Here is a 21,912-nt window from a genome sequence, read left to right on the forward strand (position 1 = left end):
GGCTTGACGCGACGGTTGCGCGAAGCGCAACAGGTACTTCAAGCCTTCCACAACGACGAGGACGCTCCATCAAATCAGTGCTGTCCGTAGACGTTGGTGTAACGGTCGTTCAGCTTCGCAATATCCTCATCGCTGATCGGGATGATGTCGCCGAGCTGCTTGGCGGCCCACATGGTGTGAGCGACCTCCTCGGTCATGGCAGCGGCCTTGACGGCGGCCTCGGCATCCTTACCGATGGTGAAGGGGCCGTGGTTCTGCATGAGGACAGCCGGGGACTTCGGGTACTTCTTCAGGGTCTCGACGACGCCCTCGCCGATGGCTTCGGAGCCGATGAGACGGAACGGTCCGACCGGCACCGGGCCGCCGAACTCGTCGCCCATCATGGTCAGGCCGCAGGGGATGTTCTGACCGGTGGCAGCCCAGGCGGTGGCGTAGGTGGAGTGGGTGTGAACCACACCGTAAACGTCGGGCATGTGACGGTAGATGTAGGCGTGGGAGGCAGTGTCGGAGGACGGAGCCTCAGCGCCGTCGACCACATTGCCGTCCAGATCGCACACGACCATGCTGGACGGAGTCAGGTACTCGTAGCGCAGGCCGGAGGGCTTGATCACCATCAGATCGGCGGTGTGCAGACGCTGGGAGACGTTGCCTGCGGTCCACACGACCAGATTCCACTTGATGAGCTGCTCGTGCAGGGTGGCGACGACCTCGCGAACCTGCTTGACTTCGGCGCGAACCTCGGGGCCGTAATCAGCCAGAGTTGCCATTGTTGGTTTCCTTTCCAATGAGTTGGATAGACGTTTGCTGAAAAATTACTTGTCTTCGAGATCGATGGACTCGATGGCGGTGTGCTCGATGGGCAGACCCTTGGTGAAGCGGGCGAAGAAGTCCTCGAAACCGATCACGTCGGCAGCGACCGGGCTTTCAGTGGTGGACTCGGCGTCCTTGAACACGCAACCGTCCAGATAGTCGGCCAGGTTGGTGTGGTCCTCGTTGGTGTTCCACAGGTAGTTGGCGAGCACTGCCATGCCCCATGCACCGCCTTCGGCGGCGGTGGACATGACCTTGATCGGGGTGTTGAAGGCGGCGGCAAGAATGCTCTGCGCCACCTTCGGGGTGGTGAAGATGCCGCCGTGGCCCACGAGGGAATCCACCTGAACGTGCTCCTGCTTGGTCATGACGTCCATGCCGATCTTGACCGGGGAGAACGCGGAGAACAGCTGGGCACGCATGAAGTTGCCGAGGGTCATATTGGCCTCGGGGCTGCGCGCGAACAGCGGACGGCCTTCGGGCAGACCGGCCAGGAACTCGCCGGAACGGAACGGATAGTTCAGGAGGCCACCGCAGTTGTCGTCCACATCATCGGCAATGGCCGCGCGGAACAGGGTGCCGTACAGCGTACCGGCATCCACCGGGGTGCCGAGCGCTTTGGCGAACTGACCGAACAGACCGACCCAAGCGTTGAGGTCGGAGGTGAAGTTGTTGGCGTGGCTCATGCCGGCCAGATCACCGGCTGGGGTGGTGACGAGATCCACTTCGGGGTGCAGGGCCTTGAGCTTGTGCTCCAGAACCACCATGGCGAAGATGGAGGTGCCGGCGGATACGTTGCCGGTGCGCACACGCACGGAGTTGGTGGCTACCATGCCGGTGCCGGCGTCGCCCTCAGGCGGGGCGAGCACGATGCCGGGCTGCAGGGTGCCGGACGGATCGAGCAGCTTGGCGCCTTCCTCGGTGAGCTCACCGGCCGGGGTTCCGGCCACGAGCGGGGTGGGCAGCAGGTTCTCCAACTTCCACGGCTGAGCCGCCACCTCAGGCAGAGCGTCGAACTTTTCGATGAAGTCGGTTTCGTAAGTGTGGGTGGTCGGGTCGATCGGGAACATGCCGGAGGCATCGCCGACGCCAAGCACTCGCCTGCCGGTCAGCTTCCAATGCACGTAGCCGGCCAGCGTGGTGAAGTATGCGACCTTGGAGACGTGGCTCTCCTTGTTGAGCACGGCCTGATACAGGTGGGCGATGGACCAACGCTCCGGGATGTTGTACTGGAACAGCTCGGAAAGCTTCTGATGGGCTTCGGAAGTGTTGGTGTTCTGCCAAGTGCGGAACGGGACGAGCAGCTCGCCGTTCTCGTCGAAGGCGAGGTAGCCATGCATCATGGCGGAGAAGCCAATGTGTCCGATATGGGTGAGCTTCTCACCATATGCGGTTTCCACATCGTTGGCCATGGATGCGTAGGCGTGCTGCAGACCACCCCAAATCTCCTCGGTGGAGTAGCTCCACAGACCATCTTCCAGATGGGAGGCCCAGCTGTAGTCGCCGGAGGCGATGGTGTGGAAGGTGTCGTCGATGAGGACGGCCTTGATGCGGGTGGAGCCGAATTCGATGCCCAGCGTGGTCTTGCCCGCGCGAATCTTCTCGGCAATAGTGGCGACCTGTTCGGCCGCGTTGTCGGTTGCTGCCATATCTTTCCTTTGCCTAGGAGCGCTTCCGGTCCCTTCCTTGGGAGGTTTTGTTAGCGCTCACAATTTCCAAAAAACATTGTACCGATAACCCGCATTCGACACAACTTATACCGTGTCCCGAAAGATAACGGTTTGATAAACAGGCTTTCGCACCTGTCATAACCGTTGCAATTATTGGGATTCAGCACCAGCCACGGCCGTTACGGACGCCGCGGTCTCCATACACGTCGCCCCTGGACGGCGCACGACAGCCAACGATCACCGGCGAGGTGCCGGCCCAAGCGAACGACGATTCATCACTTTGGCGGGGATCAGGCCCACGCCGTGCTGACTGCTGGCGAACAGAGCCTCGCCGCCCTCCCCCAGCAGACGCAGCGTCTCGCGCATCGCGGCGACACCGAGCCCTTCGAAGTCCGGACGCACCGTAGTCAGCGGCGGGTACATGTTGTCCATGCCGGTCATGTCGTCGAAGCCCACCACGCTGATGTCTTGCGGCACACGCACGCCGTGTTCATGCAGTGCGCGCGCGATGCCCATCGCCTGCGCATCGTTCGCCGCCACCACCACCGTGGGCAACAGCCTGCCGACTCGTCCGTATTCGTCGATGAGATGATTCATATGCGCGTAGGATTCGTCCGCATCCCATGTATGGCAGCGCACGATCTGCGAGTCGATGGATTTGAGCGCGGCGAGCTTACGCCATGCGTCCAGTCGCGTATGCGCGTCTCGCCAATCGTTCGGACCGGCGAAATACAGCGCCGACTTATGACCGTATTCGGCAAGCAGCTCCACGACTTTCGTCATGGCACCCCACTGGTCGAGCCCCACCAATGCGGTACGCCGACGGTCGTCCGGCGACAACAGGCTCAATCCCTCACGCACGGTCATCTGCCCATGGGTGGAGGTCACGATCACGCGCGGCTGGCCCACTTTGGCCCGGCATGCGGCGGCGAACATCACATCCGTAGGCGTCAGGAAGATGAACGCATCCACATTCTGCTCGTTGAAGGTGTCGCAGAGATTGTCGAAATCAGCTTGGGTGCACAGCGCCTCATGCACCATCATCACACTCATGAACAGGCCATGTTCGCGGGCCATCGATTCGATGGAAGAGATGGCCGAGATGGGTCCGAAGAACTTGAGGCCGCCGGCGATCAGGCCGATGGTACGCGAACGGCGCGAGGCCAGGGCGCGGGCCGAATTCGAGGGGCGATAGCCCAGCTCGTCGATGGCGGCCTGCACGCGGGCGCGCGTAGCGTCAGAAACATCCGGGGAGTTGTTGATCACACGGGATACCGTCTGATGGCTGACTCCGGCGAGTTTCGCCACCTCGAACATGGAAGGACGCTTGTTAGGCTTGCGGCTGGTTACCATAACGACTCGAACTTTCCCGCTGGCAGTCGGCATTCGTTGCCGGCCGCGATGAACCTGATGACTCTTTTGACTTTAGCGCGATTACCTTATTTTTGCGTTAGCGCTCACACAGCCGTGTCGCGCCAAATGCGATCGACAATTTCCCACATGCCTACAGTACGCATCCACGCCGATGAACGATAGGCACACGCGACCCGCCTGCCCGCGTCCAGTCTTACACCAAGTGCCAGCTGACCCGATGCAGCAACGTAGGCCCACATTGCGCAATGGCCTCCCGATGCGCCGCAGAACCATACCCCTTGTTCTGCGCCCACCCATAGGCCGCATACCGTTCATCTCTACCGAGCTCAATCATCAGCCGGTCACGGGTCACCTTGGCGATCACCGCCGCCGTGGCCACCGAGGCGCAGTATCGATCACCTTTGACTTTGGTGACCACATCCGCCGGCACAGGCACATCCGGCGCGTCAAACGTGTTCAACGCTTTGGTGATGTAATCGCTGGGACCATCCAGAATCGCGCCAACACGGACCGAACCCGGCTCCAGGCCCGACCGCGCAGAATCGCCATCAACGCCAAGTCCCAAAGCGCGCTCGGCTTGCTCCAAAGCCCGCAAAGCCGCCACACCAAGCGCATAGGTGATGCCCCATTCATCGATTTCGGCATTGCTGGCCTGCCCTACCGCCCATGCGGCGCACCAGTCGCACAGTTCATCGAAGATGGCCTCACGGGCGTGTTCGGTCAACAGTTTGGAATCGGCCACACCATCCGGCACAGCGAGAGGAGCGGGCGCGTCGGGATCGAGATCGCGCGCACGGATCATTGCGCACCCGACCATCACCGGACCGGCAAGCGCTCCACGCCCCACCTCATCAAAACCGGCGATCAGATCATAACCTTGGCCAGCAAGCTCATGTTCCAGCTCAAGCGTCGGGGTAATCATGTGGCCTCCTTCAGTCGTGACATGCGCTCGGTCAACCCCGCACATCGCCTATAGCTCAAATCATTGTTGCGGCAGACACCATCCGGGCGACGTCAGCTCATTACACGGTGATACAGGTGCGATTCCCGGGGATGTCAGCCCTCGCAAACAACGCATACAACCAGTCAGGAACCGGACGACGAGGAATCCGGGACCTTGTCGAACACCTCATGATGGGAGTCCAACACGGAGATTCTGCTTAACGGCCAGTAGGTCAGCAATCCCACGGCCACCACATCCGATATCGGCACCAAGCCGCTATCGCCATCGTCCGTGTGGTATCGGGAGTCGGAGGAATTGGCGCGGTTGTCCCCCAGCACGAACAGGTGGTTTTCGCTCACCGTCACCGAGAAGGGGAAGGCGCTTGGGTCGACGCCCGGGCGAATATAACTGGATTCGTTGATGGCCACACCGTTGATGGTGATCGGCTCGCCGGCACCTGCGCAGGCCACCACGTCACCCGGCAGCCCGATAGCGCGTTTGATCAGGAACCCGCCGCCGATGGCGTTGCTTTGTTCGGCACTCAGCCAGTTGTTCGGATCCTTGAACACCACGATGTCCCCGCGTTTGATGCCGGAGATCTTGGGCGCGTATTTGGCGGCGATCACACGGTCCCCCGGCACTATGGTATCCATCATCGAACGCGAGGGAATCTCGTAGAAGCCGAAGAAGAAGATGCGCAGCAACAGCACGATAACCATCGGGATGCCGCACCAGACGAAGAAATCGCGCATGGTGAATCGATCGTCGGCACGGGCGTGACGAGCGACGTGCCGTCCGCGAGCAGCACGTGATGTACGGGAAACCGGCACGGCCGGCGGTACCGGGGAAGGCGCGACACCATGGTCGGCAACCTGGAAGGTACGTCGGTCACGGGCTTCATCGGCAGGGGTCTCGGCGTAGCTTCCAGAAGAGTACGGCGTCTGGTCTGCAGCAGCATCGGCCAGCTGCACGCCGTCGACATTCCAGTTCCAGAATCCGCCGTCATGCCGATCATCCTGCATAGCATCTCCTCCACCTACGCTCGTCCGCCGCCGGGCGAAGCTCTTCAGGGAACAGCCCCAACGATCCACGACTATCGCCCCAGCATACGGGGACAATACGAAATACGAATACGAGAAACGGCCTGAAACCACTTACGATTTCAGACCGTTTGCTCAGTTCAACTCGCGTATACTCGCGGACAAACTCACTTGGCGGAGTTGTCGCGGCGCTCGACGATACGAGCAGCCTTACCGCGCAGAGCGCGCAGGTAGTACAGCTTGGCGCGGCGCACACGGCCCTTACGCACGAGCTTGATGGACTCGATGGACGGGGAGTGAACCGGGAAACGACGCTCCACACCGGTGCCGAAGCTGATCTTGCGGACCACGAAGGTCTCGCGAACGCCAGCACCCTGACGAGCGATCACCACGCCGGTGAAGGTCTGGATACGGGAGTTGTTGCCTTCCTTGATCTTCACGTTCACGTCGACGGTGTCGCCGGGACGGAAGGCCGGGATCTCCTCGGCCGGCTTCATGTGCTTGGCGTCAAAAGCCTCAATAGCGTTAACCATTGTTGTTCCTTCAGTGCTGCCGCATATCAGCCCCAGGTTTGGGATCGCACGCCTCAATGATTGCATTGCCGGGCGCGATCGCTCACGTAAATCCCTTGGGTTTGCCCTTGGGAGACTTGCCGATCCGTCGAAAGTCAAGTTCGACTGGACCCACGGAGAAGCCGACTTATGCGGCGGCCTGCTTCTCGACACAGCAAAGCAGAAGTTTACGGCAGCTTGCGGACACTTTGACGCACGATCAGATTCGTGGTCAGCTCAATATGCGTAGGCATGGAACCGCCTTTGCCCTCCAAGAGTTGCATCAACGTCGTGGCGCCGAATTGCGCCATTTCTCGCACGGCATGATGCACGGTGGTCAACGGCGGCAGCAGCATGCGGCTGGTAGGCAGATCATCGAATCCGACGACGGAAAGGTCGTCGGGAATCTTCAGGCCGCGTTCCCATGCCACCGCATATACACCGGCCGCCTGCATGTCGCTGGCGGCGAAGATGGCCGTGGGAGGATTCGGCAAAGCGAGCAGCCCCCGCGCATGTTCGCTGCCGTCCTCATACCGGAACTCGCCTGAGGTCACCAGCATCGGGTCGACGGCAATGCCGGCCTGACGCATCGCGCCGCGAAATCCGTCCAACCGGGATGCAGCGGTCTGCAGATATGTCGGACCGCCGATAAAGGCGATGCGCGTATGTCCCTGCGCAATCAGATATTCCGTGGCCTCGCGCACGCCGATGTAATCATTGGACCCCACCGTAGGCACATTCTTCGGCACCTCACCGGTGGGATCGACCAGCACGGTCGGGATGCCGGAACGAGCCAAACGCTCTTCGGCCTCCTTGGGAAACTCGAACAACGGAATAATCACGCCGGCCGACTTGCGGGCCAGCACCTCCTCCAGCCAATCGCTGATGTTCCAATCCTCACTGGTTCTGGCGGAGATAATCGGCACATATGGCTTGTTCAACCCGGCCAGCACGCCGGAGAGAATCTCCTCGGACCATGGAGTATCGAGATCATCGAGCAGCAGTTCGACCATGGTGGTGGTGGTCTGCTCGGTACGACGGCGACGACGATATCCATTCTTTTCCAACAGCGCTTCGATGCGCTTGCGCGTGGCATCAGACACACCCGGACGATTATTGAGCACCTTGGACGCCGTGGACAGGGACACTCCGGCCTCTCGGGCGATTTGGGCGAGTTTGGCATTGCCGGGTTGGGAAGTCATGGCCCTTACCATAGCGCAATTGGGGCACAGCACAGCCTCTCGCAGCCCTCACGTTGACAATCCATCACGCAACCCACATCAAAGAAAAAGTTTTTAAGAAACTTTCTTTATCTTCTTCGAAAGTTCTCAATCCTTCTATAACCCTTATATTCCAACAAACACGCCGTATTTTTGATACTGATCAATTCGGTATTACAGTCACGAAATAACAACGAAGTTTCTCTTGATTAGAGAAAGTTTCCAATCTTTGTAGTGCAGCGTTGTTACCACAGGGAACACAAGAAGAAAGGACTTCCCGATGTCTTCCAACGAAGCGGCCCCGACAACAGTGGGCATTACCAACGAATCGCAGCCCAAGCTGCCTACCCGCATCGGCTGGGCGCTGGTCATCGGCCCGGCCTGCTGGCTCGGACCATACGTCGGCACCTCCGTTACCCTGCTGCCGGCCAAGATCCAGCAGCTCGCCCCGAACGACAAAGTCACCCTAGTGGCCACCTTCTCCGCCGTGGCCATGATCGTGGCCACCATCGCCAACATTCTGGCCGGCGCACTGTCCGACATCACCCGCACCAAGCACGGCAAGCGCACCCCCTGGATCGTCATCTGCTCCATCCTCTCCGGCGTGCTGCTCTGGCTGCTGTCCATGGCGCCGAACATCCCCGTGCTGCTCGGCATCTGGGCCGTTTACCAAGCTGTGCTGAACGCGGTCGTCGCCCCGATGATCGCCCAGCTTTCCGACCGCGTCGCACCGCGCTGGCGCGGCACCATCTCCTCCTTCTACGGCATCGGCATGGCATTCGGCAACTACGGTTCCGGCATCATCGCCTCCCAGTTCCTCGGCAATGTGGGCACCGGCATTCAGGTACTTGCCGCATTCGCCGTGATCGGCGGCATTCTCTCCGCAGTCATCGCCAAGGAGCCCAGCAACCTCGACGAGCCGCGCGCCAAGTTCGATCTCGACACACTGAAGCAGAACTTCATGTTCCCGACCCAGAACTGCCGCGACTACTATCTGGCTCTCGCCGGCAAGATTCTGATGGTCACCGGCCAGTACGTGATCGTGGGCTACCAGCTGTACATCTTTACCGACTACATGAAGCTGGACGACAAGGCCACCGCCAATTCCGTCTCCATCATGTCCGTGATTCTGATGATCACCGGCATCGTGTTCTGCGCCCTGGCCGGCCCGCTGGCCGATAAGTTCCACCGTCTCAAGGCACCGGTCGCCGTGACCACCGTGATGCTCGGCGTGGGTGCGTTCTTCCCGTTCATCGCCGCCGAGCCGTGGACCATGCTCGCCTACGCGCTGGTCGCCGGCATCGGCATGGGTGCCTACAACGCAGTGGACGGCGCACTGAACGTGGCCGTACTGCCCGACCCGAAGACCGCCGCCAAGGATCTGGGCATCATCAACATGGCCAACACCTTGGGCCAGGTCTTCGGCCCGATGATCGCCGCCGGCGTGATCAACATCCTCGGCTATCGCGCCATCTTCCCGGCCGAAACCATCATCTGCGTGATCGGCGGCCTGTTGATCATGATGATCAAGCGCGTGAAGTAATCGCCCATAATTCGCCCATAATTCAACAGATACATGAGCCAAGCCTCGTCCTGTACGAGACTTGGCTCCACCACTCTTTCATTCACCTCCGGTCGGATGATCGCCGATGACCATCCCCGGCCTTCTACAATCAAACCAGTTTCCCGTATCACCTAAGGACAACGTCATGAGCACCACGACTCAATCCGCAACCAACATCTCCTCCTTCGCCCCCGTCGCCGACGTTCCGCGCCGCCTGTTCGGCTCGTTCGTCGAACAGCTCGGCCGCAGTGTGTACGGCGGCATCTACGAGCCGACCCACCCCACTGCCGACGAATATGGCTTTCGCAAAGACGTGTTGGACCTCGTCAAGGAGCTCGGCGTCACCTGTGTGCGCTACCCGGGCGGCAACATCGTCTCCAACTACCGCTGGGAGGACGGCACCGGCCCGCGCGAGAAGCGCCCGGTGCGCCGCGAACTGGCCTGGCACCAGACCGAAACCAACGAAGTCGGCATCGATGACTTCTACCACTGGAGCAAGAAAGCCGGCACCGAGATCATGCTCGCCGTCAACATGGGCACCCGCGGTCTGCAGGAGGCACTTGACGAGCTTGAATACGTGAACGGCGCTCCGGGCACCACCATCGCCGACCGCCGTGTAGCCAATGGTATTCCCGAGCCGATGAACATCGCCATGTGGTGCATCGGCAACGAGATGGACGGCCCCTGGCAGGTGGGCCACATGACTCCCGAAGAATACGCCAGCCGCGTGGAGAAGGTGGCGCACGCCATGAAACTGGCCGAATCCGGCTTGGAAATGGTGGCCTGCGGCTCCTCCAGCGCCCAGATGCCAACTTTCGGCACATGGGAGAAGACCGTGCTCACCCGCGCCTACGAATACCTGAGCTTCGTTTCCGCGCACGCCTACTACTACGATCACGACCACGATTCGCACAAGCCGGAAGGTATGCGCGAGTTCCTCGCCTCCTCTGAAGATATGAAGCAGTTCATCGCCACCGTGGCATCCTGCGCCGATTATGCGCGCGAGCAGAACCACGGCACGAAGGACATCGCCATCTCCTTCGACGAATGGGGCGTGTGGTATCAGGACGTCTGGCAGAAGCAGGAGGCCGAATGGAAGGCCGCCGAAACCGAAGGACTGCACACCGAACCGTGGCCCAAGGCACCGCATCTGCTGGAAGACGTGTACAACGCGTCCGACGCGGTGGTCGAGGGATCCTTGATGATTACCTTGCTGAAGCATTGCGACCGCGTACGCTCCGCCTCTCGCGCCCAGCTGGTCAATGTGATCGCCCCGATCATGGCGGAGGAGAACGGTCCGGCCTGGAAGCAGACCATTTACTATCCGTTCGCCGAAGTGGCTAACCATGCGCGTGGCGTCGCTTATGTGCCAGTCGTTGACGGCCCGACGTTCCACACCGAAACCTATGGCGATGTGCAGGCGCTGGAATCCGTGGTGACTTGGGATGAAACCACGCGAGAAGGCCTGATTCTGGCCGTGAACCGCGATCCGGATGCCGCGCATGAGGTGTCCATCGACGTTGCGGCTCTGCCGGGTGTTGACGCCACGCGTTTCAAGGTGACGCACGCCGAGATGCTGCACGACGATGACCCGTATCGCAAGAACACCGCGGCGGACCCGCTGGCCGTGACGCCGCAGGAGCTGTCTGTTGCGGCTGACGGTGCTGCAGTGAGTTTTGTACTGCCGTCTATCGCTTGGTCGGCGGTACGTTTCACGGCATGAGTTTCTCAGTCTGCGCACAGTTTGGCAGCGGCACTCGAACCGTGCGCAGAAACCGCACATAAGCAATCAAACGAACAATGGCGGAATCATTGCGATTCCGCCATTTTCTTATGTTCTAACGTGAGATTTACCGCCAATTCTGCCACCATCTCAAAACCCTAAAGATCACCGCAAATAGCGAATATCCTGCTCATGCAAATCAAGAACTTTGGATTATGTAAATCAGCGAGTACAATTTATGCAAATCAACGATTAGAACTTATGCAAATCGACGACTAGACATACATCGATTATGCTCGTACTTTCTACGGCCCAACGTCGTCGAGGACGCAATCGGATAGGAGCAGTCCATGATTCCCCGCGCGCTTACCACCAAACTGCTTTCCTTGGCAAAGCTTTTTCCCGCGATTACATTGACTGGGCCACGCCAAAGCGGCAAATCCACACTCGTGAAAGAGGCGTTCCCTGATTATCGTTACGTATCACTTGAGAACGAGGATATACGCGAGCTTGCGCTGGATGATCCAAGGGCCTTTCTCTCCAGATACAACAACCGCGTGATCCTAGACGAAGTGCAACGCGCCCCCGAGTTATTCTCCTATCTTCAGGGTGTAATCGATCAGCGCAATGCGCCCGGCCAATACATCCTCTCCGGATCACAGAATTTCCTACTCATGCAACGCATATCCCAGTCACTGGCTGGACGCGTCGCCGTACTCCATCTGCTCCCCTTGTCCTACGCGGAAATCACCGCCGCCGGGCAAATCCCGGATACCATCGACGACTTCCTGTTCAATGGCTGCTATCCGCGTCCAGTATCGATGGGCATCGATCCGACCGATTTCTTCCCCAGCTATGTAGAAACCTATATAGACCGTGATATTCGCCTCGAACTCGGAGTCAGAAAAATCCCCGAATTCAACACGTTTCTCACCTTGTGCGCCACCCGCGTCGGCGAAATCCTTAACATCACCAGTCTTGCCAACGATTGCGGCATCAGCATCGACACCGCCCGAGACTGGCTGTCCGTACTGGAGACAAGCTTCATTGTTTTCCGACTGCACCCCTACCACAAAAACTACGGGAAACGACTCATCAAAGCGCCAAAACTCTACTTCTACGACACCGGACTCGCTGCGAACCTGCTGGGCATAGACTCGTCCGCTCAACTGCTCACCAGCCAATACCGCGGCAACCTGTATGAGAACGCCATCGCCGTCGAAATCATCAAACAATACCAGGCAATAGGCCGCGAACCGAAACTGTTCTACTGGAGAGACAGCAACCAGAAGGAAATCGACTTCATCATCGAAAAAGGCGGACGCCCGCAGTACGCCATCGAAGTGAAATCATCCACCACCTATAAGCCCAAGGCATTCGAAAATCTCGAAGACCTCGCCCCGGCGATGGGACTCGACCCGGATCACCGGTACGTCATCTACGGAGGCAACGAGACCTTCGACACCCGCCACGGCCAGGTCATCGGCATCAACGACATCAACAGGCTCGTAGGTTAATCATAATAACGAAGAAACCGTCCCTGCCGCACATGTTTCTTCTTGACCATGATTCGCTGCGGGGTCAGCCTTGCATCAGCTTGGCTACGGCTGCGCGAATGGCAGGCTCGGCGGCGGCTGGATCGCCGACGCCCGCCACCGACTGCTCGATCGGGCACATGCCGGTGCCGGCACGATTGAGAATCATCGGCACCAAGGCGCCATAGGATGCTGCCATGCCGAACTGGCGCAGGGCAGCCAACCCCGCTTCGCTCATCGTCTCGGCATACACGGCTTCGGCACCAAGCTTGGCGTAAAGCAACGCCGCACCTTTGCCCACCACACGATCGGCTGCGGAGTAACCATCCAAACTTTGCCCGGAGGCAAGCCATTGCAGCAACGGCCGCACTCCCCTGCCCATACCGGTCAAAGTTTCGGCACCGCTGCGGCAAGCCACACAACCGAGCGCAACGTCGGCCTTCAGCAAAGCTTTCGCACGTTCAATATCAGACATAATCGCCTTTCTTTATGAGGAATTCCCCACCGACGCCGCCGTCAAAAGACAAGCGGCAATCGGTGAGGAATTCACCCAGCGACATGACCTCCCAGCCGCACTAGCCACGCTTGCGATCCACGGCGAACATAACCACCGGAATCGCAATCCACTGCAGAATCAGGCCAGGCAGTCCCGTAACGATCGCGGCACCAACCGAGGCAACAGACATCTGGGCGTTACCCAGCAGATACACCGCCACGGCAATCGCAATGGCATCGACCACACGGCCGGCGACCTGCGCGCCAAACAGCTTCACCAACCAAGCGAGCGGCGAGGGAATGGACTCCGGCAAGGCCACCCCGCGCAGCAGACCAGCGAACAGACCATAGGCGGCAAGTTCGATGACCATGAACGGCACCATCGGAGCCATCGGCATGCCGGTCAACGCAAAGCTGACGATCGGGGCGAGCGCACCGGTGGCCACACCGGCGTAAGGACCGGCCAACAGGCCGACAAGCAGCACCGGCAGGTGCATCGGCAGCAGCGTTTGGCCGAGTGCGGCACCCAAGCCGAGCGTCGCACCTGCAACATGGAAGATCTGCGGCAGCGCCACGGCGGCGACGACGGCGAGCGCCGCAGCCGCGGACTGGAATGTGATGGACGGCAATGCATACGTGCGCGTTGCAGTATTGGTTCGCATAATAGAAACTCCTTGATAGACGACTGTGCGTATCGCGTCAACGCGCTTTACCGCTGGTCAAGATCGATGAGATGGTAGTCGCGCGAACCGAGGCCCATCTCCACGGCATGCTCGATGGTATGGATGCCGTGGCGGGATTCGATGCGTTCGATGAGCGGCTCTTTGTTGTCGTGCGAGACGTACACCATGTCCACACAGGCCTGATCTACGGCCACCGGGTCCAGCGAAGCGCAGATGCCGATATCCGCCATGACGGGCGGATGGGGGTTGCCGTCGCAGTCGCAATCCACGGAAAGGTTGTTCATCACGTTGATGAAGAGCATGTTGCCTTTAAGCGCATTGAACACGGCGGTCGCGGCCTCGGCCATGGCTTCCAGGAAGGAATCCTGATCGCCGCTGAACGGGTTGGGCAAGATCTCGTCCTGACCGGAATGCAGGCGTTTCTTGCCGTTCGAGGACGCCATGCCGATGGAGATGTTCTTCAATGCGCCGCCGAATCCGCCCATCATATGACCCTTGAAGTGCGAGAGCACGGCGTAATAGTCGTAATTCGGGAAGTGGGAGCCCACAATGTCGCCGGTGATGCGTTTGCCGCCCTCGACCGGGATTTCGATCTCGCCCTCCTCGTCCTGAATGTCGCAGGGGGCGATGTCGAGGAATCCATGCTCTTTGATGGTCTGCCAATGGTGTGCGCTGACGTCGCGCGTGCCGGGGTAGGCGGTGTTGCATTCCACGATGGTGCCGTTGAGATGCTGCACCAGATCCTTGATCAGCGCCGGCTGCAGATAATGCGTATTGCCGCCCTCGCCGGAGCTGAGCTTGACCGCCACCTTGCCTTGCGGCCGCGCGCCCAACGCCTCATAGATACGCATCAGGCCGGCTGGGCTGATATCTCGGGTGAAGTAGACGTTGGCGGCCATCGGATAATTGGTGTCGTGATCATGCGTTTCCACCTGATCATGCGTTGAAATTCCTGCCATGCTGTGCCTCCTTGCAATCGCTTCCATGATACGTCCGAATGCACAACAAGGCGTTTACTTACGACAGTCCGGCACCTGCCGTCGTTCTGCCCAGCAAGCTCGGCAACAACTCCTACTCTTACGCTCTTATGCCGCATGACTGGCCAATGGCATGGCCGGCGACTTGCGCCGCGCCGCCAGCACCACCATCCATCCCACCAGCAACACGCCTACGCCTACCGCGAGCCCGACGAACTGCGCCGTCCGTACATCAGCGGTGGTTTCCGCCTGTGGCGCCTTCTGATTGCGCACACGTATGCCGGAGACCAGCAACCGATGCGTGTTCAGCCGGTATGGCGTGCAGGTCATCAACGTCACTCGGTCTTCGCCTTGCGTCACTTTCAGCTGTGTGACGTCATCCGGCTTGATCACCGAAATGCGATCCACCTGATAGGTGAGCGTCTCGCCCATCACGTCAATGTAGAAGTAGTCCCCGGTGCGCACCTCATCCAATCTGGTGAACATGGCAGCCGTCACCAGTCCGCGATGTCCGGTGATCACCGCGTGCGTGGACGTGCCGCCCACCGGCAGGGAGGTGCCGTACAGGTGTCCTGCGCCTTTCGCCAATGCCTGTTGGGAAGTGCCGTGATAGACAGGAAGATCGATGGACTGTTTGGGCACGCGGATTCTCGCCATGATGCCGTCACCGGCGTTCAGCAACGATTGGTAGCGATTGTCTTTGGTCGACAATGCGGATTCGTAATCGATCAGGCCATTGTCGTCGACTTGCGTAGACCATGGGTCGCCCGCCTCGCCAAGCACGGGCTGCCCATCGTCGGCCAGCTCTGCATTGTATGATTCGGCGGCGTGCAAGGCCTTGGTTCTCTGGGCGGCTTCCAACGCCGCCATCTGCCGGGCCGTAGAGCTTGCGGTCTGCTGCGCAGTAATGCCGAATACCATCTGCATGGTCAACGGGATCGCCACACTGCCGATTGCCGCCACGATGCACACTATGGCGGCCAAGCGCATCAGCGTTCGACGTCGCCGCTCCCGACGTTGCCAGGCAATATCGTCATCGATACTGAGGATCTGATCAAAAGTCATGGGTACGCACCGTGCATGAGCACAGGCGATGAGGAGGGGCCGTCGGTTTCGGCAGATCCTCCTCATCGCGTTATCGTTGCCGCGTTACGCGCGCATCACACGACGGGCGCGACGGGTGCCGCTCTTGACGAGCAGCGTGACGCCGACACCGGAGAAGACGATCGCCGCAGTCACGAACATCGTCAGTCCCGCGCCACCGGTGAGCGGGAGCTCGGATATGTTCTTGATATTCAGCACCTGAGCGGTGCCACCGACAACCTTCGTTGAGTTGGACGGCGTCACTTCCGCCCCGTCCGCATCGCGGAAGGTAACCAGCTTGTACTGGTCCTTGGCCTTGTCATAGTTGTACGTGCGCTGACCATTCTTGTCGATGGATACGCTGAACCCAGCGCGATATTGCTGGGCGTAGCCTTCGGCCACCTTCTGCTCGTATACCGAGTATCCGCCTTCAGCCAGGCCCCAGAAGTACAGCGCACCACCCTGGCTGGTCGGCACGTTCTTGAAGTAGGTCACGTTGTCCACCTTGACGCTTTGGTCGGCGGCACGCACCCACTCGCCGTTGACATCGGTTTTCTCGAAGATGATGGCATTGCCGTCGCTGCCGGTCACGGAGAACTGAGCTCCGGCGATACCGTTGTGGTTCTTATCGATCTTCTTCAACGTGAACATGCCGAACTTGACGGTCACGGAGGCGGGAGCGGATTCCGCACCGCCATCGTAGCTGGCGGTCGCGGCGTTCGTCACCTGATTGTCGACGGCGTCCTTCGTGGTGGAGGCCTTGTACAGCAAGGTAAGCTTCTGTCCGTCCTTGCCGCCTACGTTCTTGACGTCCACCTGGGTGACGGTGCCGCTGTCGCTTGCGGTGGGGCCGGTCACCGTATAGTCCGTGTCCTTGGCGAGCAGGGTGTCGCCGGTGGCGTCGAAGTAATTGTATTTGTCATCGTCATCCGCATCGTAGAAGACTTTGATGCTGCTGGCATCGACAGTCAGTCCCTTGGATGCGGTGTCCTTGAAGGTGAAGGTCGGATCGGTTTGCCCGGTTGTGGTCGGAATAACGCTGGACACCACGTAGGTCAGAGTGTCGCCGACATTGGCGGTAGCGACACTGCCGTTCTTCTTGAAATAGGTGCCCATGTAAGCGCTTTTGGTGACGGTTACCGGAGACGCGGCCGGGTTGGGCTTGACGTTCACCACGCCAAGCGTCTGCTCTGTAGCCGGGTCAACGTTGGTGTTGACCAACGTGGTGTATGACTGGCCGCTGCTGGCAGTGAGCGCAGTGCCGACCAGCAGGTTCGTGCCGTTGCTGTCGGTCACGAAATACCAACCCTGGTCGGGTACGGTATTGTCGCCGATCTGCAGTTCGGTTGCGGTAACGGAAGGCTCATCGGAACCAAGTTTGGTGGGCACCGACAGATTATCGACGAAGTCACGCAGCTTGGCCTCGTCGCCGGAGGTGCTCAGACTTGCCAGCGCATACAGATTGCTTTTGTATCCGGTGGTGTCGATGTTGGCCGCCGTTATAGCCTCGCTGATCTTCCAATCCCATTGGCTGCTGTCTACGGGTTGCAGGCCGAACGAAGTCAGTTTGCCGTCGGCGTTCACGACCGGATCGGTGTATGCGGCGATACGATACGCCGTATACGTGCTTTGCGAGGTGTCGGCATCGGCTGCTTTGTTGAGCGTGATGGTTGATGGCGTCGCGTTTTCCGGCATGGTCAGTTCGTCCGCGTTCGCCGTCATGGCGCCAAGCGCCATACCTCCCAGGGCGGCCGCTACGGCAGCGACGCCGGCGACCAGTTTCTTGTATTGCATATGAGCCTCTTCACTCCTTCATTGGCGTTAGCTTCTTGTCGGCCACGGCAATGGTCGAACAACCCCACGCGTGTCCTGATTATGGCGGGCAAGACCCGCTGGTATATGAAGCTTGCCGCCATCACAAATTCGTTGATGAGTTGTTGACCCGCGCGTCGTTGCGATTACTGATTAAGCCCCATAGATGAATGTTTGCGTTAACAAACACTTATGATTATACATGGGATTGAGGGATGCGCAATACGCGCATCGACGATGTCTATTTGCCCGTAGGCCTTGGCATTCCAGACATTCAATGCGTCATCGAACTATGTGGGACTGAAAGATTTAAGTAGCTCAGGCCATGGCATCGTTACCACAGACTTCTATGTTTCCCCGAATGCGGGCACAGCGCCGGGCACGATGCACCACCATTGAGCACCTCACTGAGCATTCGGGATGCAACGCGAAATACAACATAGAACGCAAAAAGCCCGGCAGCATGACGCTGCCGGGCTTGGCCTCTCCCTTTAGTCACCTATCGGCGACGGCTTCCCTGCCTTCAGGAAGCCGGCAAGGAGCGAAGCGAAGATCAGAACTCGCACCGTGAATGGTCGCCAGACCATTCACCAAACAACACAGCTGCGGTCGCAAGAACCGCGAGTGCTGATTGAAGCGAAGCGAAGATCAGAACTCGCGGTTCTTGCGATAGAACTGAATCAGGCTCTGAGTGGAGGCGTCCTGGGCGGCCAGAGCCTCGTCATCCTGGGAGATGGCCGGGGTGATCTGCTTGGCCAGCTGCTTGCCGAGCTCGACGCCCCACTGATCGTAGGAGTCGAGGCCCCACACGGTGCCCTCAACGAAGGTGATGTGCTCGTACAGGGCGATCAGCTCGCCGACGGCGAACGGAGTCAGGGCCACACCGAAGATGGAGGTGGTCGGACGGTTGCCGGTGAACACGCGGGCCGGGACGATCTCCTCCGGAGTACCTTCAGCACGGACCTCGTCGGCGGTCTTGCCGAAAGCGAGGGCCTTGGTCTGAGCGAAGTAGTTGCCGAGGAACAGCTCGTGCACGTCCTGATCGCCGTCCTTGGTCGGGTTCGGGGTGTTCACGAACGCGATGAAGTCGGCCGGGATGAGCTGGGTGCCCTGGTGGATCAGCTGGTAGAAGGCGTGCTGGCCGTTGGTGCCGGGCTCGCCCCAGAAGATCTCGCCGGTTTCGGTGGTGACCGGGGTGCCGTCCCAGCGCACGGACTTGCCGTTGGATTCCATGGTCAGCTGCTGCAGGTAGGCCGGGAAACGGTGCAGGTACTGATCGTACGGCAGCACAGCGTGGGAAGCGACCTTGAAGAAGTTGCGGTACCAGACGTTGAGCATGCCGAGCAGCACGACGACGTTCTTCTCGAACGGGGTATTGGCGAAGTACTCATCGATCTCGTGGAAGCCGTGCAGGAACTCCTCGAAGCGGGCCGGGCCGAAGACCACAGCCAGGGAGGTGCCGACGGCGGAATCGACGGAGTAACGGCCGCCGACCCAGTTCCAGAAGCCGAACGCATTGGCCGGATCGATGCCGAACTCCTCGACCTTCTCCAAGTTGGTGGAGACGGCCACGAAGTGCTTCTTGATGGCTTCGGCGCGCTGAGCTTCGTCGCCCTCGGCGATGGCGCCGTTGGCGGTGAGCTCCTCAAGCAGCCAAGTGCGGGCTTCGCGAGCGTTGGTCAGGGTTTCCAGCGTGGTGAAGGTCTTGGAGACGATGATGAACAGGGTGGTCTCCGGGTCGAGGCCCTTGGTCTTCTCAGCCAGATCGTTCGGGTCGATGTTGGAGATGTAGCGAGCGGAAATGCCAGCGTCCGCATACGGCTTCAGCGCCTCGTACACCATGACGGGACCCAGATCGGAACCACCGATGCCGATGTTGACCACGGTCTCGATCTTGCGGCCGGTGATGCCGGTCCACTTGCCGGAGCGCACGTCATCGGCGAAGGCGTAAATACGGTCGAGCACCTCGCGCACATCCTTGACGGTGTCCTGACCGTCAACGATGTACTTGCCCTCATCCTCGACCGGGCGGCGCAGCGCGGTGTGCAGCACGGCGCGATCCTCGGTGTTGTTGATGTGCACGCCGGTGTACATAGCCTTGGTGCGCTCGTCCAGCTTGACAGCCTTGGCAAGGTTGGCGAACAGCTGGAGGGTTTCCGGCTTGATCAGGTTCTTGGACAGATCGAAGTGCAGATCGCCGGCCTCGAAGGAAAGCTTCTCGACGCGGGTCTTGTCCTCGGCGAACCACTTCTTCAGGCTGATGCCCTCGGCCTGAAGCTCGTCGTAGTGCTTCTGCAGGGCGGCCCACTCAGGGGTCTGGGTGGCGTCAACAGGAGGATTGATGGCCATGGATTCCATTCCTTTCATAAATGACTGGAGCGCCCACGCCCACGGCTTGGATCGCCCCGTATCACCAAACAGAATACTCACAAATTCGGACATGAACAGAACAAAAATATCCAGTGAACGGATACCCTCCCTACCAGACGGCTTTCATTGCCATCGTTTGCATCCGACTACCCCGCACAGGCACGCCACGGAATACAGCGCATCGCGCCAAAGAATCAGCTGAGTCAGCCACCAGCTTTACGACGCTGCACTACGCCGACGCCAACCAACACATCAATCACATCAATCACATCAATCACAGCCGCGGATCCACATACCGCAACATCTTCACCCCACAACTGCCACCAGTCATCCTCAGCCACCCGGCGACACTGCCGAATCACACGTCGATTGGACTTTTCCAGAGGATGTCGTATACTGTTTATCTTGTGCGCGGGTGGCGAAACGCCTTCCGCAAACCAAGCCACTTTAGCTCAGTCGGTAGAGCGGCTCACTCGTAATGAGCAGGTCGTCAGTTCGATTCTGACAAGTGGCTCGACTACCCTAGGTCGGTTCATCCGCCTAGGGTTTTGCATATAGGTTGCACTGCTCGTCCGAGGGGATGCAGCCACGCGCGAGTGGCGGAATTGGTAGACGCGCAGGATTTAGGTTCCTGTGTCTTTGACGTGTGGGTTCAAGTCCCATCTCGCGCACCTCTACAAGACCCTGCATTCCTAAGATCCCAAGCCGTGCGCGTCACGATGCCAATATGACAAGGCCGCATCGTCCACGCTGTGAGAGGAAACATCGCCATCGCTGCCGTCACGTCCGATACCGCGAGGATAGTGGTTGCCGTACCAGGGACGAGGAGGAGATAAGAGTGTCCGCCATACTTACACCCGCAGGACTGTTGCTGATCATCCTCGCCGGATACCTGTTCAAACGCTTCGGACTGTTCGGTCAAAGCGACTATCGTGTGCTGCAAACCGCCGAATTCAACATCGTGCTTCCCGGCGCAATCATCTATTCGTTTGCCACGAATCCGCACGACATTTCACTGATGTGGATTTCGCTGGTGGCCTTCCTGTTCGCCTTCATCCCGGTGGTGTGCATCTTCGTCGCTACGCGCCGGCGCAATGTGACCGACCGCGCGTTCCTGATGCTCAACGGCGCCGGATACAACCTCGGATGTTTCTGCTTCCCCGTCGTACAGTCGTTCTGGGGGCCTGGTGCTGTGGTGCCGGCAGCCATGTTCGATATCGGTAACTGCATTATGGTGGCCGCTGGCACCAATGTACTCACCCAACAGCTGCTGCACATCCAGCCCGGCAAAACGCTTGCGGAACAGCATGCCGGGTCTGCGCCCACACTGCCCTATGAGAAGCCCAAGGACCGCGACGCCCGTAGGCTCGCCCGGCATGCGCTGCTGCGCACCATCGCCAAAAGCTTCTTTGGATCCGTACCGTTCGACACTTACCTGCTGATGTTGGCGCTGACCATCGCCAACATACACATCCCCGATTGGATCGCCACGATCTGCCAACCGTTGAGCGGCGCAAACGCGTTGGTCTCCATGCTGATGGTGGGCATGTTGATGGATATGCCGCAATCCCGGCATGACGTTAAGGAAGTGCTGGCCGTAATTGCCTGGCGCGTACCGTTCTGCATAGTGTTCGCCTGCGTCTCGTGGTTCCTGATGCCCTTCTCCGCCTCGATTCGTGCGGTAATGGTGATTTGCGCGCTGGCACCGATCGCCATCTTCTCCACTCTGTTTACCGACAAGGTGCTAGGCAACGCCAAACTCGCCGGATTCTCGCTGTCGGTCACGGCCATTATCTCGCTGGTAATGATGGCCGTAGCCCATACGCTGATGGGCGTGTGATTCCTTGACTTCTCGTGGGCTACACTGCAATCGAGACGATTGGTGGACGATGGTCCAAATCGTGTAGCCCATGAATTCACATACATTGAATTCACATACAAACAAAAAATCCCGTAGCATCCAATGCCACGGGAACAACACGGGTGGGCGATGTAGGAATCGAACCTACGACCCCTTCGGTGTGAACGAAGTGCGCTAGCCGCTGCGCCAATCGCCCGAATA

General features: G+C 59.5%; 18 protein-coding genes and 3 tRNA genes. 6 read left to right on the forward strand and 15 right to left on the reverse strand.

Going from position 1 to position 21,912, the window contains the following annotated elements:
* Window positions 1-74 precede the first annotated feature (74 nt).
* The 7 genes from CUU80_RS05865 to CUU80_RS05895 form a co-directional block, all read right to left on the reverse strand.
* Window positions 75-767, reverse strand: a complete 693-nt coding sequence (locus tag CUU80_RS05865) for an L-ribulose-5-phosphate 4-epimerase (RefSeq protein WP_100496438.1) — start codon at window positions 765-767, stop codon at window positions 75-77.
* A gap of 45 nt (window positions 768-812) precedes the next feature.
* A complete protein-coding gene (locus CUU80_RS05870) occupies window positions 813-2,459 on the reverse strand; it encodes a xylulokinase (protein ID WP_100496439.1) in 1,647 nt (548 codons plus the stop codon).
* 258 nt (window positions 2,460-2,717) lie between these two features.
* Window positions 2,718-3,833 carry a LacI family DNA-binding transcriptional regulator gene (locus CUU80_RS05875; RefSeq protein WP_100496440.1) on the reverse strand — a complete coding sequence of 372 codons (1,116 nt, stop codon included), beginning with the start codon at window positions 3,831-3,833 and terminating at the stop codon, window positions 2,718-2,720.
* Between the two features lie 214 nt (window positions 3,834-4,047).
* Complete coding sequence (rnhB, locus tag CUU80_RS05880) at window positions 4,048-4,776, reverse strand: ribonuclease HII (protein WP_100496441.1); 729 nt, start codon at window positions 4,774-4,776, stop codon at window positions 4,048-4,050.
* A gap of 164 nt (window positions 4,777-4,940) precedes the next feature.
* Window positions 4,941-5,819, reverse strand: a complete 879-nt coding sequence (gene lepB, locus CUU80_RS05885) for a signal peptidase I (protein ID WP_100496442.1) — start codon at window positions 5,817-5,819, stop codon at window positions 4,941-4,943.
* Window positions 5,820-6,004: 185 nt separating this feature from the next.
* The gene (gene rplS / locus CUU80_RS05890; protein WP_033891529.1) at window positions 6,005-6,370 is read right to left on the reverse strand and encodes a 50S ribosomal protein L19; all 366 of its coding nucleotides are present in this window, start codon (window positions 6,368-6,370) and stop codon (window positions 6,005-6,007) included.
* A gap of 206 nt (window positions 6,371-6,576) precedes the next feature.
* Entirely contained in the window at window positions 6,577-7,590 is a 1,014-nt protein-coding gene (locus CUU80_RS05895; protein ID WP_165775859.1) for a LacI family DNA-binding transcriptional regulator, read from the reverse strand.
* A gap of 298 nt (window positions 7,591-7,888) precedes the next feature.
* On the opposite strand from CUU80_RS05895, the gene CUU80_RS05900 reads away from it, so the two are divergent.
* The 3 genes from CUU80_RS05900 (at window position 7,889) to CUU80_RS05910 (ending at window position 12,412) form a co-directional block, all read left to right on the forward strand.
* On the forward strand, window positions 7,889-9,151 hold the full coding sequence (locus tag CUU80_RS05900) for an MFS transporter (protein ID WP_100496444.1): 1,263 nt from the start codon (window positions 7,889-7,891) through the stop codon (window positions 9,149-9,151).
* A 166-nt stretch (window positions 9,152-9,317) separates the two neighbouring features.
* The gene (locus CUU80_RS05905) at window positions 9,318-10,895 is read left to right on the forward strand and encodes an alpha-N-arabinofuranosidase (protein WP_100496445.1); all 1,578 of its coding nucleotides are present in this window, start codon (window positions 9,318-9,320) and stop codon (window positions 10,893-10,895) included.
* Between the two features lie 350 nt (window positions 10,896-11,245).
* Entirely contained in the window at window positions 11,246-12,412 is a 1,167-nt protein-coding gene (locus CUU80_RS05910; RefSeq protein ID WP_100496446.1) for an ATP-binding protein, read from the forward strand.
* 64 nt (window positions 12,413-12,476) lie between these two features.
* Here CUU80_RS05910 and CUU80_RS05915 read toward each other — a convergent pair whose 3' ends face one another.
* The 7 genes from CUU80_RS05915 to CUU80_RS10770 form a co-directional block, all read right to left on the reverse strand.
* Window positions 12,477-12,905, reverse strand: a complete 429-nt coding sequence (locus CUU80_RS05915; protein ID WP_100496447.1) for a DUF1893 domain-containing protein — start codon at window positions 12,903-12,905, stop codon at window positions 12,477-12,479.
* Window positions 12,906-13,005: 100 nt separating this feature from the next.
* On the reverse strand, window positions 13,006-13,587 hold the full coding sequence (locus CUU80_RS05920) for an ECF transporter S component (RefSeq protein WP_100496448.1): 582 nt from the start codon (window positions 13,585-13,587) through the stop codon (window positions 13,006-13,008).
* Between the two features lie 47 nt (window positions 13,588-13,634).
* Window positions 13,635-14,567, reverse strand: a complete 933-nt coding sequence (locus tag CUU80_RS05925) for a DUF362 domain-containing protein (protein WP_207760092.1) — start codon at window positions 14,565-14,567, stop codon at window positions 13,635-13,637.
* Window positions 14,568-14,693: 126 nt separating this feature from the next.
* The gene (locus CUU80_RS05930; protein ID WP_100496449.1) at window positions 14,694-15,650 is read right to left on the reverse strand and encodes a class C sortase; all 957 of its coding nucleotides are present in this window, start codon (window positions 15,648-15,650) and stop codon (window positions 14,694-14,696) included.
* An 84-nt stretch (window positions 15,651-15,734) separates the two neighbouring features.
* A complete protein-coding gene (locus CUU80_RS10970; RefSeq protein ID WP_117434578.1) occupies window positions 15,735-17,462 on the reverse strand; it encodes an isopeptide-forming domain-containing fimbrial protein in 1,728 nt (575 codons plus the stop codon).
* A gap of 666 nt (window positions 17,463-18,128) precedes the next feature.
* On the reverse strand, window positions 18,129-19,829 hold the full coding sequence (gene pgi, locus CUU80_RS05945) for a glucose-6-phosphate isomerase (protein WP_100496451.1): 1,701 nt from the start codon (window positions 19,827-19,829) through the stop codon (window positions 18,129-18,131).
* 224 nt (window positions 19,830-20,053) lie between these two features.
* Entirely contained in the window at window positions 20,054-20,191 is a 138-nt protein-coding gene (locus CUU80_RS10770; RefSeq protein ID WP_165775860.1) for a hypothetical protein, read from the reverse strand.
* 100 nt (window positions 20,192-20,291) lie between these two features.
* Here CUU80_RS10770 and CUU80_RS05950 point away from each other — a divergent pair.
* The 3 genes from CUU80_RS05950 (at window position 20,292) to CUU80_RS05960 (ending at window position 21,690) form a co-directional block, all read left to right on the forward strand.
* Window positions 20,292-20,364: transfer RNA gene (locus CUU80_RS05950), tRNA-Thr, on the forward strand.
* A gap of 76 nt (window positions 20,365-20,440) precedes the next feature.
* Window positions 20,441-20,521: transfer RNA gene (locus tag CUU80_RS05955), tRNA-Leu, on the forward strand.
* A gap of 167 nt (window positions 20,522-20,688) precedes the next feature.
* Entirely contained in the window at window positions 20,689-21,690 is a 1,002-nt protein-coding gene (locus CUU80_RS05960) for an AEC family transporter (protein ID WP_100496452.1), read from the forward strand.
* A gap of 144 nt (window positions 21,691-21,834) precedes the next feature.
* Here the strand turns inward: CUU80_RS05960 and CUU80_RS05965 are convergent.
* Window positions 21,835-21,907, reverse strand: a tRNA-Val gene (locus tag CUU80_RS05965).
* Window positions 21,908-21,912: the final 5 nt, after the last annotated feature.

Origin of the sequence: Bifidobacterium scaligerum (assembly GCF_002802865.1) — a bacterium.
Taxonomy (GTDB): domain Bacteria; phylum Actinomycetota; class Actinomycetes; order Actinomycetales; family Bifidobacteriaceae; genus Bifidobacterium; species Bifidobacterium scaligerum.

Bases quoted from the DNA above. Each gene is read 5' to 3' on its own strand.
- CUU80_RS05865 (WP_100496438.1), bottom strand. From the start codon at position 767: ATGGCAACTCTGGCTGATTACGGCCCCGAGGTTCGCGCCGAAGTCAAG.
- CUU80_RS05900 (WP_100496444.1), top strand. From the start codon at position 7,889: ATGTCTTCCAACGAAGCGGCCCCGACAACAGTGGGCATTACCAACGAA.
- CUU80_RS10970 (WP_117434578.1), bottom strand. From the start codon at position 17,462: ATGCAATACAAGAAACTGGTCGCCGGCGTCGCTGCCGTAGCGGCCGCC.
- CUU80_RS05930 (WP_100496449.1), bottom strand. From the start codon at position 15,650: ATGACTTTTGATCAGATCCTCAGTATCGATGACGATATTGCCTGGCAA.
- CUU80_RS05895 (WP_165775859.1), bottom strand. From the start codon at position 7,590: ATGACTTCCCAACCCGGCAATGCCAAACTCGCCCAAATCGCCCGAGAG.
- rnhB (WP_100496441.1), bottom strand. From the start codon at position 4,776: ATGATTACCCCGACGCTTGAGCTGGAACATGAGCTTGCTGGCCAAGGT.
- CUU80_RS05925 (WP_207760092.1), bottom strand. From the start codon at position 14,567: ATGGCAGGAATTTCAACGCATGATCAGGTGGAAACGCATGATCACGAC.
- rplS (WP_033891529.1), bottom strand. From the start codon at position 6,370: ATGGTTAACGCTATTGAGGCTTTTGACGCCAAGCACATGAAGCCGGCC.
- CUU80_RS05875 (WP_100496440.1), bottom strand. From the start codon at position 3,833: ATGGTAACCAGCCGCAAGCCTAACAAGCGTCCTTCCATGTTCGAGGTG.
- CUU80_RS05905 (WP_100496445.1), top strand. From the start codon at position 9,318: ATGAGCACCACGACTCAATCCGCAACCAACATCTCCTCCTTCGCCCCC.
- pgi (WP_100496451.1), bottom strand. From the start codon at position 19,829: ATGGCCATCAATCCTCCTGTTGACGCCACCCAGACCCCTGAGTGGGCC.
- lepB (WP_100496442.1), bottom strand. From the start codon at position 5,819: ATGCAGGATGATCGGCATGACGGCGGATTCTGGAACTGGAATGTCGAC.
- CUU80_RS05920 (WP_100496448.1), bottom strand. From the start codon at position 13,587: ATGCGAACCAATACTGCAACGCGCACGTATGCATTGCCGTCCATCACA.
- CUU80_RS05915 (WP_100496447.1), bottom strand. From the start codon at position 12,905: ATGTCTGATATTGAACGTGCGAAAGCTTTGCTGAAGGCCGACGTTGCG.
- CUU80_RS05870 (WP_100496439.1), bottom strand. From the start codon at position 2,459: ATGGCAGCAACCGACAACGCGGCCGAACAGGTCGCCACTATTGCCGAG.
- CUU80_RS05910 (WP_100496446.1), top strand. From the start codon at position 11,246: ATGATTCCCCGCGCGCTTACCACCAAACTGCTTTCCTTGGCAAAGCTT.